Source organism: Vibrio galatheae (genome assembly GCF_000967545.1).
GTDB classification, from domain to species: domain Bacteria; phylum Pseudomonadota; class Gammaproteobacteria; order Enterobacterales; family Vibrionaceae; genus Vibrio; species Vibrio galatheae.
In genome coordinates this window covers 264,991-280,629 of record NZ_JXXV01000018.1, presented here as the reverse complement: position 1 = coordinate 280,629, position 15,639 = coordinate 264,991, and the positions used below count along the sequence as shown (strand labels likewise).

14 protein-coding genes are annotated in these 15,639 nt (G+C 46.9%); 10 read left to right on the top strand and 4 right to left on the bottom strand.

The window, feature by feature from the left end:
• Positions 1 to 32 precede the first annotated feature (32 nt).
• Entirely contained in the window at positions 33 to 356 is a 324-nt protein-coding gene (locus TW81_RS12040; RefSeq protein ID WP_045955951.1) for a PTS fructose-like transporter subunit IIB, read from the bottom strand.
• Between the two features lie 86 nt (positions 357 to 442).
• Positions 443 to 1,516, bottom strand: a complete 1,074-nt coding sequence (locus tag TW81_RS12035; RefSeq protein ID WP_045955950.1) for a PTS fructose transporter subunit EIIC — start codon at positions 1,514 to 1,516, stop codon at positions 443 to 445.
• A gap of 434 nt (positions 1,517 to 1,950) precedes the next feature.
• Here TW81_RS12035 and ptsP point away from each other — a divergent pair, with 434 nt between their 5' ends.
• The 10 genes from ptsP to gloA2 all read left to right on the top strand — a co-directional run bounded on the left by ptsP (position 1,951) and on the right by gloA2 (position 12,506).
• Positions 1,951 to 4,461, top strand: a complete 2,511-nt coding sequence (ptsP, locus tag TW81_RS12030) for a phosphoenolpyruvate--protein phosphotransferase (protein ID WP_045955949.1) — start codon at positions 1,951 to 1,953, stop codon at positions 4,459 to 4,461.
• Between the two features lie 69 nt (positions 4,462 to 4,530).
• On the top strand, positions 4,531 to 5,574 hold the full coding sequence (locus TW81_RS12025; protein WP_045955948.1) for an oxidoreductase: 1,044 nt from the start codon (positions 4,531 to 4,533) through the stop codon (positions 5,572 to 5,574).
• The gene (locus TW81_RS12020; RefSeq protein WP_045955947.1) at positions 5,571 to 6,056 is read left to right on the top strand and encodes a heme-degrading domain-containing protein; all 486 of its coding nucleotides are present in this window, start codon (positions 5,571 to 5,573) and stop codon (positions 6,054 to 6,056) included. The genes TW81_RS12025 and TW81_RS12020 overlap by 4 nt, the downstream gene beginning before the upstream one ends.
• Positions 6,053 to 6,994: a 1-phosphofructokinase gene (gene pfkB / locus TW81_RS12015; protein ID WP_045955946.1), complete on the top strand. Its 942-nt coding sequence runs from the start codon at positions 6,053 to 6,055 to the stop codon at positions 6,992 to 6,994. The genes TW81_RS12020 and pfkB overlap by 4 nt, the downstream gene beginning before the upstream one ends.
• An 18-nt stretch (positions 6,995 to 7,012) precedes the next feature.
• The gene (locus TW81_RS12010; protein ID WP_052706201.1) at positions 7,013 to 7,492 is read left to right on the top strand and encodes a LacI family DNA-binding transcriptional regulator; all 480 of its coding nucleotides are present in this window, start codon (positions 7,013 to 7,015) and stop codon (positions 7,490 to 7,492) included.
• A 139-nt stretch (positions 7,493 to 7,631) separates the two neighbouring features.
• A complete protein-coding gene (locus TW81_RS12005; RefSeq protein WP_045955945.1) occupies positions 7,632 to 9,629 on the top strand; it encodes a methyl-accepting chemotaxis protein in 1,998 nt (665 codons plus the stop codon).
• Between the two features lie 11 nt (positions 9,630 to 9,640).
• On the top strand, positions 9,641 to 10,873 hold the full coding sequence (locus tag TW81_RS12000) for an ABC transporter substrate-binding protein (protein WP_045955944.1): 1,233 nt from the start codon (positions 9,641 to 9,643) through the stop codon (positions 10,871 to 10,873).
• Between the two features lie 181 nt (positions 10,874 to 11,054).
• On the top strand, positions 11,055 to 11,669 hold the full coding sequence (locus TW81_RS11995; RefSeq protein WP_045955943.1) for a hypothetical protein: 615 nt from the start codon (positions 11,055 to 11,057) through the stop codon (positions 11,667 to 11,669).
• A 12-nt stretch (positions 11,670 to 11,681) separates the two neighbouring features.
• On the top strand, positions 11,682 to 12,110 hold the full coding sequence (locus TW81_RS11990) for a VOC family protein (protein ID WP_045955942.1): 429 nt from the start codon (positions 11,682 to 11,684) through the stop codon (positions 12,108 to 12,110).
• A 9-nt stretch (positions 12,111 to 12,119) separates the two neighbouring features.
• Entirely contained in the window at positions 12,120 to 12,506 is a 387-nt protein-coding gene (gloA2, locus tag TW81_RS11985; protein WP_045955941.1) for an SMU1112c/YaeR family gloxylase I-like metalloprotein, read from the top strand.
• Here gloA2 and TW81_RS11980 read toward each other — a convergent pair whose 3' ends face one another.
• Together TW81_RS11980 and TW81_RS11975 are read right to left on the bottom strand one after the other, a co-directional pair.
• Positions 12,507 to 13,307 (bottom strand): Cof-type HAD-IIB family hydrolase, encoded by an 801-nt coding sequence (locus TW81_RS11980; protein ID WP_045955940.1) that lies wholly within the window; start codon positions 13,305 to 13,307, stop codon positions 12,507 to 12,509.
• Positions 13,308 to 13,442: 135 nt separating this feature from the next.
• Positions 13,443 to 15,500: an alpha-amylase gene (locus tag TW81_RS11975; RefSeq protein WP_045955939.1), complete on the bottom strand. Its 2,058-nt coding sequence runs from the start codon at positions 15,498 to 15,500 to the stop codon at positions 13,443 to 13,445.
• Positions 15,501 to 15,639 lie beyond the last annotated feature (139 nt).

Here is a 15,639-nt window from a genome sequence, read left to right as displayed (position 1 = left end):
GAACCCATCAAGGGAAAATATTTAACGCCTGATTAAGCTGTCGCTTTTGCCAAATGAGCGTCAATTTTATCCATCACAGCGGCGGCACGTTTCACGGCATCACTGACTCCAATACGTACGATGGTTTTGCCTTCAAAGCGTTCGCTGTTTTTGATATCGATGTCTTTGGTCAAGATCACGACGTCTGCTGCTTCAATCGCACTGGCTGACAGTTCATTTTCAATCCCGATTGAACCTTGAGTTTCGACATCACAAGTCCAGCCTTTGGCTTTCGCTGCGCTATCAATGGCTTCTGCTGCCATGTAAGTGTGTGCTACGCCAGATGGGCATGCAGTAACGGCTACGATACGAGTCATAGTGTTGTTCCTTTTGTTGTGGTGGAGAGCAAGGCGATAGGATGAGTCATGATATGCGCCTTGCTGACTTTAGTGTGTTGGGGTAATTAACCGATTTCGATATCGAGATCTAAGTCGTCAGAGTTTTGTTTGTTATCTGCAAGCACCGGGCGACGTGCCTTTAGGAAGTTGACCAATAGTGCGGTAACAACTGAACCCACTGCCAACGCTGCTATAAATCCGAAGCGCCCATCAACAACTGGCAGGACAATCAAACCACCCCACGCGGCATAGCTTTCTACACCGATAAGTGCTGCGGTGACAGCGCCTGCTGCGGTACCAATCATAATCGAAGGGATGACACGTAGTGGGTCGCCAGCGGCAAATGGAATCGCACCTTCAGTGATCCCCATAGTGCCCATTAGGATAGACGCGCGGCCAGCCTCTTGTTCACTTGAGTCATAAAGCTTTTTGTTGAAGAAGGTGGCAAGACCCATACCGATCGATGGTACAGCCACGGCGACTGATGAGATCCCAGCAACGTTGTAGATGCCCTCACCGACACACAAGATAACGAATGCATACGCCACTTTATTGACCGGACCACCCATATCGAAGGCGATCATACCGCCCATGATAATAGCGAGTACCACGATACTTTCGTTCTGCATGCCTTTGAGGAAGTCTGTCAGAGCGGCAGTGGCTGCGCCAATTGGCTCACCAATCCCCCAAACAATGGCGCCAGCGGTAATGAAGGTACCTATGATTGGGATAACAAAGATTGGCATGATTGAGCGTGCAAATGCCGGAACTTTTATCTTCTTCAAATAGAAGACCACAATACCGCCAAGTAGGCCGGCAAAGATGGCACCGAAGAAGCCAGTGTTATACATGTTAGCGCCAATAAAAGCGGCAATAGCAGAAGGTGCGAGCGCTGAACGGTCGGCGATTGAGTAGCCGATGTATGCCGCCAGAATAGGCACCATGAGTTGAAAACCCGCCACACCAATAAAGAACAGATCATGTAACCATGTTCCTTCTGCTGGTACGGCACCTTCACCATATAACATGACCGACATCGCGAGTAGGATACCGCCTGCGACGACAAATGGGATCATATGAGACACGCCTGTCATTAGGTGTCTTCTGGTGTCCTTCAAGATGGTAAGTAAATCGTTCATAGACCTCTCCTTGGGTCAAATTGTTTTCATTGATCTGTTTCACGTTGGTAGAGCTGCCCGGGCTGTGAATCTAATATAGTGAGCATTTGTGCTGTCTAGTTAGAGGATTTTTATGCTATTTACTGGATATTTGTTAGGGTCTAGATAAAGTTTGATCTCTATCTACATTTTTGTCCAGACAGGCAATAGATAGCAGTAATGGAATAAAATTAATTAAAATCATATGTTTACTATTGTGTCTGGTTGGTGTGGGAGATTAGAACGTGTTTAAATTCACAAATTGAATAGTAAATTTGATGTTCTTCACAGTTAAGTTTTGATAATACAAAAATCCAGTAATTAGTGTTTTTGTCCAATGGTTGAACTGCCACGATTTGATATTGTTGTTACATCAACTCGGGCTGTTCGCCTAGAAGTCAAAAGGACAATATAAAATGAAAACCTTCTCTTTTTCATGTGAGCTACCGAATGGAGTTCATGCTCGACCAGCGAGCCATGTTGAAGCGCTTTGCAACCAGTTCCAATCGAACATTATTTGGCAAAATCAACGCACTGGTATGAGTGGCAACGCAAAAAGTGTGCTGTCTTTGATTGGCACTGACACACTACTGGGTGATGAGTGTTTGATTACGGTTGATGGACAAGATGAAGAGTCAGCAATCAGTCAGCTAAAGCAGTTTATCGTCAATGAATTTCCTCATTGTGACGCTCCGTTGCAAAATAACGACAACGGCGGCGATTCGGCCTTATCTCCATTACCGAGAAATTTTTCCAACCTCAATGTTCGCCACCAAAGAGGTCGCGCCGTCAGCGAAGGTATTGGTCGCGGTATTTTGACCATCATGGGTACGGTTAACTTTGATACCCTAGAGAATTTGCCCCAAGCCAACGCGTTGTCTAAGGAGCAAGCTGCGCTCCAGCTAGGCTTAGAGGCCCTCATCAAGTCGATGAGTATTCAGCTAAAAGCCGCTGAGCACACGGAAAGTGAAGTGATTAAAGCGCACCTGTCAATTGCCCGTGATGACGAATTTCAACAAACGGTAAAAAACAATCTGAGCGAAGGGTTGAGCTGTGCGGATGCGATAGTTGCAACCGCTAAACATTTTGGCGAGATGATGAAAAACTCAACCAGCAGTTATCTGCGTGAGCGCGAACTCGACATTCGAGATGTGTGCTATCAGCTGCTTCAGAACATTTACGGTGATGAGAAATTTGCGAGTCAAACTCAACTGCAACAACCAACAGTTTGTCTTGCTGATGACCTCACGCCAAGTCAGTTCTTAGAATTGGATAAATCCTTACTCAAAGGTTTAATTCTGTCCCATGGCGGGAGCACATCACATACCGTTATTTTGGCTCGCTCTTTCGCCATTCCGACCATTGTTGGACTCGATGCCAGTAAGTTAAGTGATGTGATTGGCCAGCAAGTTATCGTTGATGGTCATTTAGGCGCGGTAGTCACAGAGATTAACGATCCGATTGAACGTTATTACGCTCAGGAACAGAAAGTTAAAGAGATCGTCGCGACACGTCAGGCGAAATATCGCGATCTATCCGCCACCACCGCAGATGGCAAAGTGTTAGAAGTGGCAGCCAACATTGCCCATTCAGTCGAAGCACCTCAAGCGTTTGCTCACGGCGCTGAAGCGGTTGGGCTATTTCGCACCGAAATGTTGTACATGGATCGAACGTCGGCACCGGATGAAAATGAGTTGTATAACATTTTCTGTCAGGCGTGTGAGGCTGCGAATGGCAAATCGATTATTGTCAGAACGATTGATATCGGTGGTGATAAGCCTGTCGATTATCTCAATATCCCTGCGGAGAACAACCCGTTTTTAGGCTATCGCGCGGTACGTATCTATCCTGAATTCATTGAGATGTTCAAAACCCAATTACGTGCCATCTTACGCGCATCGGCTCACGGCAATCTAAAAATCATGGTGCCGATGATTTCGTCATTAGAAGAGATCTTGTGGGTGAAAGATGTGCTGGCAGAAGTACGCCAAGAACTGAGAAAAGATGGCGTTTCTTTTGCCGAGCGCGTTCCACTTGGCATCATGTTAGAAGTCCCGTCGGTCGCGTTCATCATCGACCAGTGTTGTGAAGAGATCGATTTCTTCTCTATCGGCTCTAACGATTTAACTCAGTACTTGATGGCAGTTGACCGTGATAACGCCCAAGTGACGAAAAACTACAACAGTTTAAATCCGGCCTTCTTGCGTACTTTGGACCATGTGGTTCGAGAAGTGCACCGTCATGGCAAGTGGATCGGCTTATGCGGTGAATTGGGCGCGAAAGGCTCGGTATTACCTCTGCTAGTTGGTTTGGGGCTGGATGAAATCAGTATGAGTGCACCTAGCATCGCCGCAACCAAAGAACGTATCGCAAAGCTTGATAGCCGCGAATGTCGCCAACTGCTAAATCGCGCCATGGATTGTCGCACGGTGCAAGAGGTCGAGCATGTGTTGGCCCAATTTAGAATGACTCAAACTGAAGCGCCTATGGTTTCTCGTGACTGTATCAGCTTAGGGCGCGATCTGCGTAGCAAAGAGGAAGTGATCAAAACACTCGCTGATAACCTGTTTATTACTGGGCGCTGTCGCTATCCGAATAAACTTGCGGATGATCTGTGGGCTCGTGAAGACGTGTTCTCAACTGGGTTAGGGTTTGGTTTTGCTATTCCGCATACCAAAAGTGAACATATCGAGCAGTCGGCAATCAGTGTCTGCCGCCTACCAAAGCCGATTGTATGGGGAGATGAAGAAGCACAATTCATCATTATGTTGACCCTCAACAAGCATGCTGCGGGTGATCAGCATATGAAAATTTTCTCTAAGCTAGCACGTAAAATTATGCACGCTGACTTCAGAGAACAACTCATGACGGCAACCAGTGACGTTCAAGTTGAAGCGCTGTTAAAACAAGAGCTTGAACTGGTATAACGCTTCCAACACCCTCGTTTGGCTGTGATGATCTCTCCGGACTCACAGCCTTTTTTAAAGGAATCGATTATGAAAAAAATCAATGTGGGTTTGGTCGGATTTGGTATTTCAGGGCAATGTTTTCAAGCCCCTGTCATTAGCGACTGTCCAGAATACAAGCTAACCGCTGTTGTATCGAGTAATCGTGATAAGGTCACTGCGCAGCTACCCCATGTGGAGGTCTACCCAGATCTCGATAGCATGTTGGCGCAAGCGGACATTGAGTTGGTCGTAATTGCGACGCCCAACGAATTGCATGTTCCTCAAGCGAAGAAAGCATTGTTAGCCGATAAACATGTCGTGGTCGAAAAGCCATTCGCTATCTCTTATCAAGAGGGGAAAGCATTGCTTGAATTGGAAGCCGAGTCTGGAAAAAAACTGACCGTCTACCAAAGTCGTCGATTCGACGGTGATTTCAAAACCATCCAAAAGCTTATTCAAGATGGACAACTGGAAGATATCCATACTTTTTATTCCAGCTACAACCGCTACCGCCCAGAAGTCAAAGTGCGCTGGCGTGAGCAAGATGTCGCCGGAGCTGGCATCGTTTATGACCTCGGTGCTCATTTGATTGATCAAGCGCTTACCTTATTTGGACTGCCCGATGAAGTGACAGCGCAACTTAGACAGCAAAGGCCGGGCGCCCAAGCGGTAGACCACTTTCACCTCGTTATGCACTACCCGCAGCGGGAAGTGATACTGCACAGTAACTGTTTAAGTACCAGCGAAGGGCCAAGGTTTCAGGTTTTTGGCCGTGAAGGCAGTTTCATCAAGTATGGCATGGATAGCCAAGAAGATTTCCTGCGTGAAAAGAAAGGCCCGTGTTCACCTGGCTGGGGGACAGAGCCGCAAGCACGTTATGGAATCTATACCGATGCCGATGGCAACGAACGTCAAATCGAGACAGAGCTTGGCTGTTACCAAGACTTCTATCATCAATTAGCGCAAGCGATTGAGGGCGATCATCCTGTTCCCGTCCCTGCCCATGAAGCGCTTAATGTCATTGCTGTTATCGAAGCGGCTTACCTGAGTTCCAACGAAAAACGCACGGTTAATCTTCAGGAGTGCATATGATTACCGATTTAAACCAGTTGTTAGCACAAGAAGCAGAATTGCAATTTGAACATTTTGATAATCACACTGCGTGGCAACTCGGTTGCTTGATTAAGCACAACGCTGAACAGAGCGAAGTTAATGTTGCGATAGAGATTGTTCGTAATCAGCACTGTTTATTTAGCTTCGCCATGCCGGACACTGCGCCCGACAATCAGTGTTGGATAGCACGTAAACGCAATGTCGTTGAACGTTATCACCACAGCTCTTGGTACATGGGGCAATATTATAAGGCGAAAGGCAAAACGATTGAGCAAGCCTCGCTCGTTGATGCTCAGCAGTTTGCCCCCTACGGTGGCAGCTTTCCTTTGATTATTCGTGGAGTCGGTGTGGTTGGAGCGATTTCTGTCTCTGGCTTGCCGCAATATCAAGACCATAAGTTAGTGGTTGATAGTATTGCTCAATACCTTGCCGAAAATGAGAGCAACAAGGAGGTTCTGTGAAGGTAAATAAATGGGTCACCGTCACCCTCAATCCTGCGATTGATTTATCAGCTCAGGCGCAAGATCTTGCACTTAATCAAGTCAATAGCGTCCAAGAGACAAAGCGCTATGCGGCGGGGAAAGGTATTAACGTTGGTAAGGTACTTAGTGACTTAGGCGCATCTGTCACCCTAAGCGGCTTCTTAGGTCGCCACAATAGCAAACTGTTCGAGACATTTTTTGCATCTAACGGCTTAAACACCCATTTCGTGATGGTAGACGGAACCAATAGAACCAACATCAAGATTCATGATACCAGTGGCGGCACGACAGACATCAACTTTAACGGTTTTAGGGTTGAGGAAAGTGATATTGCGGCGCTACACAAGACCATACTGGAATTGGCCACTGATCACGATGGTTTTATTTTTGCTGGTAGCCTGCCTGAGAATCTGAGCGAGCACATTGTTGTTGGTTGGATCGAAGAGCTAAAACAGCTGGGTAAAAAGGTGGTGTTGGATAGCAGCAAGAAGATGCTTTGCGCTGGTATCAAGGCTAAGCCTTGGCTAGTGAAACCAAACGAGACAGAAATCTCTGACTATCTTGGCCGCAAGGTAGAGTCGATGGAAGAGGCGGTCGATGCGGCGAGCGAGCTCGTGGAACAGGGGATAGATAATGTCATTGTCTCGCTGGGAGAGAAAGGGCTGATTTGGGCGACTCAACGCCAAGTGTTGATTGCTCAGCCGCCCAAATTGACACCCGTCAGTACCGTCGGCGCCGGAGACTCGGTTGTTGCCGGGTTTTGCTGGGCAAGTCAGTTTGATAACCCTGAAAGACAAGTCGCCAGCGCAACGGCTATAGGGGCGTTGGCTGTGTCGCAAACTGGGGTCGGAGTCGGATCGTTAGACGCTCTGGACGCAATGTTAAAGCAAGTTTTTGTTCGCGAATATGTAGGTTAAACACGGTTGGATGAGCGAATGAAATTAAGCGATATTGCCCAACTTGCTGGGGTGTCCAAAACCACAGCGAGCTACATATTGAGTGGCAAGGGCGAGCAATATCGGATCAGCCAAGAGACTCAAGATAGAGTTTGGCAACTGGCTCGGCAGCACAACTATACACCTAATTTGGCCGCGCGATCCTTACGTATCGGAACGAGCCGGTTAATTGGGGTGGTTTTGCCGAGCTTACATGAACCTAAAACCGTCCAGTCTTTAGCGCGGATAGAGAAGCTAGCGAGAAGTCTTGGTTTTAGGCTGTTAATTAGTTGTAGTGACTCTTCTGTCAGTAATGCAAATGCGCTAATTAGTGATATGATTAAACAGGTCGATATCACCATATTATTCAGTGAAATAAGATGTGGAGATACGCTTCAACTCAATACCGAAGTCACCTTCCTCAAAGCAGACAAGTTAACACGGCATTTAGTGGAAACGGCTCTCTCTAGTGATAGTTGATCACAAATCATCGATATCTCGACTACGCTTTGACTAGCGAAATCGATGATGAAGTTCGTGGGCTAGGGAACTTTGCCCCAGATTGCCCACATCCACCAATAAAAATAGATGAGTCTGAGTGACATCAAAGGAGGCTCAATTGAATCTAACCGTAATTAGTCGCACCATACTTGGTTTCAGTATTGTGGTGTTCTTGATGACCTTGTTGGCTGGGGTTGGCTTTTATGCTCAGCAACAATCATCACGGGCATACAGTGAGACGGCTGAAACCTTAATTCCCATTATGACGCGTAGTTATGAGCTTGCGATCATAGCGCAAAATGTGAATAAAGCCGTCAGTCAGCATGCGAGTGCACTGGATAGCGAGCAAAGGCAGAAGTTTGAACGAGAATTCTCTACTGCCGTCGAACAGTACAAGGCACTGAAAGCGTCATTAAATAGCTCTCTCGCTGATCAAGGGGAACTGAGTCGTCTTCTTGCACAGGCTGACCAAACTTTTTCACAAGCATTTTCTATCGGCCAAACTCAGATTGCTGCACAAAATAACCTAGTCGCCACTCGTGATATCTCTCGGGCGGAAATACAAAACTACACCGCGCGATGGATTACTTTTGCTGACGAAAGAGACGCTGCCATCTTACTGGCTAGTAACTTAGGTCTAGTCGAAAACTTTGCAGTTTCGGTGATTGCTGACAGTCTGACATTGGCGCAGACCACGCTTGGTGGGGTCAGCAATATTGAAAACTTAGATCTGCTCAATAGTATTAAACAAAAGCTCTCTGACAGCAGTTTGAAAACCGTGTCGCGTATCGAGAAACTGGCATCGATGGCTCCAGATTCAGCCGAGAAATTAAAACCTTTCGTGGAATTTCTTAACTACTCGGTGAATGATGAACGTGGCTATCTTTCACTGCAAATTAAACTGGTTTCATTGGGCGAACAAATCAACCGCAACCTTGCTGATATGGGCGCATTGGTCAATCAAGGCGCTGCGACGCTTGACCAATTATCCCGTTCGATAGATACGTTAGTATCCAACACTAACCAACAAGTCGAGCGCTCGTCACAATCGAACATGTGGATGACTTCGATACTGTTCATTGTCGCTATCGTGGTTAGTGTATTAATCGTAATGACACAAATCCGCAGCATCAGAACGCCGCTAAAAAGTATTACCAATGCACTCTCTGCGCTGGGTAACGGCGAACTCGGTCAACACATCGATCTTAAGAAAAAAGATGAGTTTGGTGAGATTGCTGCTGGTATCAATGAGCTGGCAACTAAGCTCGGCGGTGTGCTTTCTGAACTCAAAGAGAGTTCAAATACGTTATCGCAATCAACGCAAGGCGCGCTGGACGTAACAACAAGATCAGAAGAAATGCTGGAAAATCAAAAATTCCAAACCAGTTCGGTCGCGACTGCGGTCACCGAGATGGAATCTGCCGTCTATGAAGTGGCGCGAAACGCAGAGTCTTCTCTAGGTCAGGTATTGGCGATTCGCGAGTTAGCTTCTAACGGTAAAGCTAAAATGGATGTCTCAATTCATTCGATTGGTGAGCTGGACAGTGACATTAAATCTGCAGCGCAAACCATTGGTGAGATGAAGCAGGAGTCTGAGAATATTGAAGGCATTTTAGAGGTCATTACCGGTATTGCCGAGCAAACCAACTTATTGGCGCTCAATGCAGCGATCGAAGCGGCGCGCGCAGGTGAACAAGGGCGCGGTTTTGCTGTGGTTGCAGATGAAGTTAGGAACTTGGCGAGCAAAACGCAAAATTCGACCGAAGAGATTTATCGCATGATTCAATCACTGCAAAAAATCTCATCATCTTCCGTCGATATCATGCATAAAAACAGTGAAACAGCACGAGAAGTGGTTGAAAACTCACAACAAGCGGCAACGTCTCTCCTAGAAATTTCAACGGCAATTGACGCTGTAGCTAATATGAGTGAGCAGATCGCTTCTGCGGCGCAAGAGCAATCACATGTATCAAAAGAGATCACTGAGAATGTCGTCGCAATCTCGGATTCAGCTGAAGAGATTCACCAGCTTTCACGCGGTAATCGACAGACGTTTTCTGATCTGATGTCGCTGTCAGATCAGCAGGCGAAGATCACTGAGCAGTTCAAGATGTAGGATGGAATGATATGAAAAAGTTAGTACTCACATTGTGTATCTGCTCTGGATTTGCTTATGCTGACTCTTCGGTAGAAGTGTTGCATGGATGGTCTTCTGGTGGCGAAGCCGCAGCAGTAGAAGTGTTAAAGAAAAACCTCCTTGCTCAAGGTATTGAGTGGAATGATCTGAAAATTGCTGGCGCGGCGGGGGCCAACGCACAAAACTACCTACGCGTACGTGCCGCGTTTGGCAATCCACCGACCGCAGTACAAATGGGTGGCACCAAGTTAACGGAGTGGGCGTCAGAAGGTGTGATGGCCAACATCAATAGCGTAGCGCAGCAAGGTAAGTGGGATGAAATCGTGCCACCTGCATTGCAAAAGTTTTCTAAATACGACGGACAGTGGATTGCTTCTCCAGTGGGGATTCACCGGACAAACTGGATTTGGGCCAACAAGCAAATCTTTGATGATCTCGGTATTGATGTGCCTAAGACGTTCAATGATTTGATGGCTGCCGCGCGTATGATTGAATCGTATGGTTACGTAGCATTTGCTGGTGGCGGTCAAACTTGGCAAGAGGTGACCATCTTCGATAGCGCAGTGCTAAGCGCAGGTGGGATCAACTTCTATCGCAAAGCGTTCGGTGATTTAGACTACAACAGTTTGAACAGCGCGACGATGGCAAGCGCGTTTGACCAACTGCGCGAATATCGCACTCATGTCGATGTCGCCTATCCGGGTCGCGACTGGAACAAGGCGACAGAAATGGTAATGCAAGGCGAAGCCGCAATGCAGATCATGGGCGATTGGGCGAAAGGGGAATTTATCAATAATGGTAAAATCCCGAATCAAGACTTCCTTTGTTTCCAATACCCAGGCACCGAGGGCAGCTTTGTCTTTAACTCAGACCAGTTTGGCATGTTTGATGTGTCGCAAGAGAAGAAAAGCGCGCAAGACAGCATGGCAAAAGCGGTAATGGATCCCGGGTTTCAGGCGAAATTCAACCAGGTTAAAGGCTCTGTTCCGCCTAACTTGCAAGTCAGTGATGAGGGTTTTGACGCCTGTGCGAAAAAATCGATGGCAGACTTAAAACTGGCGGTTAAACAAGACACCATGGTTGGCAGTATCGCTCACGGCCATATGGTATCGAGCGAAGTTCAAAGCGCGATATACATGGTGGTCGGTGAGTTTATGAGCTCTAACATGAAGTCTCAGGACGCGGCCAAAGTGCTTGCTGATGCAATTGCGTTTTTGAAGTAGCCTTTACACGGCTGTGTAGTGCGGTTGCCAACGAATCCCCCATTGATTGTCGTCAATGGGGGATTCGTTTAAAAAAGGAGCGGACGTATGTATTTGAACAAAGGTCATAGGTTTCTATCGTTATACTTGTTACTCTCTAGTTATTATTCGAGTCTATGCATAGATAGGGAAGAGGCATTATATGAAATGGATGCTTGGAGTCTTGGTCACTCTTTGGACATGTTTGGCCATTGCTGAAACGCCACAGCAAGCGCAAGAGAGTGCGTTTATACATGTCAATATGTCTTTAGAGTTGGATGGCATTGAAAATGCGCTACAAGATACCCGTCACTCACTTGATCAAATCGGCGGTGCGCTCGATAGGATTGCACAAAGTGACAATCTAACACCACAGCAGCAGAGCTTGCTCGGCGACACCATCGACAACCTCAACCAACTGGTTCATCTTTCAAAAGATTCCTTGAATTCTCTACCAAACGCGTTCGAACAATCAAAACAAGCCATTTCTACCCAAAGCCAGCTTTTTCTCGACGATTTACGTCTTAAAGTGTTGATCACAATAGGGGCCATCGGGTTGGTTGTGGTGTTGATTATTGCCGCTATTGCTTGGTTTATACTTCGTCCTATGCAATCGTCGCTAGTGTCGGTGACGCAAAATATCTCGTCAATGGCGAGGGCAATTAAGGTAACGGCACAAGCACTTGACTCTATCTCCAGTCAACAGCACGAGATTGCTCAGCGATTAGAAGCGACGAGCAACCGCAATCAACATCAAGTCGAACAAAGCAAAGAGTAAAGGAATTCATCTATGGAACCACGTGTCAGTATCATTACGTTGGGTGTTCGTGATCTCGAACGCTCGTACCAGTTTTACACTCAGCTCGGTTTCCCCTCGTCTAAGAACCCTGAGGAAGGCATTGTTTTTTTCAAGACAGGCGGCGTGTGTTTAGCGCTCTACCCACTCGACTCGTTAGCGAAAGATGTGTCCCCCAATATGGCCGCGGTGAAAGAAGGCTTTAGCGGCGTGACGTTGGCACACAATACCCGAACTAAGCAGCAAGTCGATGAGGTATTAGCACTTGCCGTGAGCGCCGGAGCGAAGTTGGAAAAGCCTGCCCAAGAGGTGTTTTGGGGTGGTTACAGCGGCTATTTTTCTGATCCCGATGGCTATTTATGGGAAGTGGCTTATGCCGACTTCTGGCAGTTTAACCAAGATGGATCGCTAGTGATTGAGTAAGGACGTCGCGTGGAACTAAAACGGATACATCATGTTGCGGTGATCTGCTCCGACTACCAAGCATCTAAGCACTTTTATACCCAAGTGCTTAAGCTAAAAATTGTTGCGGAAAACTATCGTCCTGAAAGGGAATCTTACAAGTTAGATCTCGCTTTGCCTGATGGCGGCCAAATTGAACTGTTTTCGTTTCCCAATCCGCCACCTCGACCAAGTAATCCTGAAGCTCAGGGGTTACGACATTTGGCATTCAATGTGGATAGTGTTGCTGTGTATGCGGCGTATTTGCAGGCGGCTGATGTTGAGGTCGAGCCGATCCGGATTGATGAGTTTACGGGCAAGCCATTCACCTTTTTCAAAGATCCTGACGGCTTACCCTTAGAGTTGTACCAGTTGTAATTAGCTCAGCAGTTCACGCTTAATGACACTAAATACCCCTGCGTCTTTGTTGCTTGGGGCGTGAAAGCGCGCGATTTGCTTAATTTTAGGGTGAGCATTATCCATGGCGTACGAGTGGTAGCTCGCCTTAAGCATTTCGAGATCGTTGAGGTAATCACCAAAGCTCATCGTTTGCTCATAGCTGAAGTTAAGCGTGTTTTGCAGGTGTTCAATTGCTGCGCCCTTGGAAGCTTTGGCGTTCATCACATCAAGCCATATCTTAGCACTGACGACGACTTGATGCGTTTGACCGAAGGCTGTGTCAAACGTCGGGTAAACCAGCTCCTCTGTACCGCCAAAATGGCAAATCGCCACTTTAATAAAATCATCGTCAACATCGAGCAAATCCTCGACATATTGGCATTTATGGTAGTACTTAGCGAACTCTTCAAGTGCTTGCGGGTTTTGAGTTTCGATATATGCCGAGCGCTTGCCACACAAAACGATTTGCGCGTCAGCAATCGAGCGGGCTTGTTCGATAATTTGTTTAATTGATGCTTTGTCTATTTCACAGCTATAGAGCTCCTCACCTTTGTGCATCACCAAAGTGCCATTTTCGGCAATGAACATCATGCGATCTTTTATTGGTGAAAAGGTGTCCATTAGGCTGTAGTACTGACGTCCAGAAGCGGCGGCAAATATAATGCCTTTGTCTTCGAGCTGTTTATAAAGGCTGAAAAACTCAGGGTTAAGTTGCCCCTGTTCGTCGAGAAGTGTGCCATCCATATCGGCGGCAATAAATTTGATGTCTTGTGTCGGCATAGTAAGCGAAATCGTTCTATTAGCGAGGTGTATGGCCGATACGTTACCTGACTTTTTTGATGACTCAAGTGTTTTAGGTCAACAAACCGTAAAAAGCGACGCTCTAACTATCAAGCGCCGCTCTACTGTGGTGAGTTATTTTCCTAAATAGGCGACAATCACCTTGTCTTCACCAAGCGATCTTGAAAATACATAGGCATTTTCGTTTTTAAGCGTTTGGTGTTGACCTGCGCCAACAGCAGGGTGACTTTGGCGGAACTGACCTAAAGCTTGCCAGTGTGACAGCAGGGCTTTGCGCTCCTCATCTAACTTCCAAACCATGTCTGAACGGGTTCCTTGATGGAAGTCATCAGCGTAAGGGCCGAGCTCTCGGCCAATTTCGTCGCCATAATAGATTTGTATTGCCCCTGGGCTCAGCAAAAGGGCGTTGGCTGCATTGCGCTGCATTTCAAATGATTTGAAGCGGTTGAAGAACAGCTCAGTATCGTGAGATGACATGTAGCTTACCGGCGTAAAATCTGGTGTCGATTGAATCGAGTCTGAGTAGTTTTGGTAAACCTCTTGCATTTGGCTAAAGCAAGCCGCCCCTTTGTCGAGTTTCTTTTGCATATCAAAGTTGATCAGGGCATCAAATCCTTGGTCGGCATACGGCGAACGATAGGCTGAGTGGCCCCACACCTCGCCCATCATCCAAAATGGCTGTCCCGTTTTGTCGTTATTTTCACGCCAATGCTGCAAATTCTCGCTCGCGGCTTGTTTGAGCTTAAGCCACACTTCACCCTCGACATGTTTCACCGTGTCGACCCTAAACCCATCGATGCCGAAACGTTTTACCCAATCGGATTGCCATTCGACTAGATAGTCCGCTACCGTAAAGTTAGGTCTAGCAACAACGCGGGTTCCCGGATTGTCCAGCAGCCATTGAGGCGGTGTCACAGCATGAGTTGATTCGGTAATAAAATCAGGTAATCCGGCCAGATTCATCGTCGTATCACTACTACCAGGGCCTTGGTAGCCAGGGAAGGTAGCGCGAACCCAATCCGGTCCCCACCAGTGTTGCCACTGTTTACTTTGATAATCAACAGCTTGGTTATAGCTATGCCAGTTTTCCCCTTTTTCAGGTGCCCATGTCGCCCACTTATCTGGCATTTTAGACGTATCGACAACGTCTAGATTGTTGAATTGCATATCGGCGAGTGTTGCGTACCCAGCATGGTTAATGACGGCATCGAGAAGGATCTTAATGTCACGTTTATGGGCTTCAGTGACAAGCGTTTTAAGATCGTCTTCATTGCCAAAATTTTGGTCGAGTTTGGTAAAATCGCGCGTCCAATATCCGTGGTAGGAATAGAATGGGAAGCTGCCACTTTCACCGCCGCCCACAAAACCATGTACTTGCTCGACAATTGGCGACAACCAGATCGCGTCTGTGCCTAGGCTCTTGATGTAGTCAAGCTTTTCAATCACACCCTTAAGATCGCCGCCGTGGAAAGTGCCGATCTCCTGCTTGCCATCTTTCTGACGACCATAACTGAGATCATTGGCAGCGTTGCCGTTGTTAAAACGATCAACCATGATGAAATAGATATTGGCATTTTTGTAGGTAAACTTAGGTTTGGTCTTTGTTTGTTCTATAGGTTCAAGAAGTACCAATCCCCCGCTTTGTTTGGACGCTGATATGATTACGGTCTGATTGGTCACGGTAACTGTTTGGCCACTTAACGCATCTTTTAACACTGTACCGTCAGGGAAGGTGCTGCCGAGGTTGAGGGTGACTTCTTGACCAGTATTCGTTTGACATTGCACGTCTGGAATTGGGCGGCTGAAAGTTTTGTTACTTTTCTTCGCTTCTCGCGCAATCGTCAGTGTGTTGCTCGCTTGATCGAAAGCGAACGAGTAATCGCCACCAAAACGAATCTGGAGAGGCAAGACAGTCTCTGTGCCACAATTGAGCGACAGTGGTCGACGGAATCTAACTTTCTGCTCTTCCACACTTGCGCAGTTTCCTTCAATACCTGACACCGTTAATTGATATGTCTCTTTAGATAAAGACAAAATGACCGGTTCTGATGTTGAAAGCGGTGTGTCTCTGCTGGTGGTCGTGGTGGCGAGAGTAAGCATTGGTTCCGCTAAGGCGGGTAAGCTACATAAGGTAGCAAGCGTTATCAGATTAAGCTTGAACAGACTTTTCACGTTACATCCTTGAGGTTGTTATATTTTTACTCATATACGCTATCGCAAGGCGTAAAGCATGACATCCTTCCTTGCCTCTACGCCCCAAATTCTGAACTGAATCACATTCGTTTATTTCAGGGGATGAGTATCACTCAAA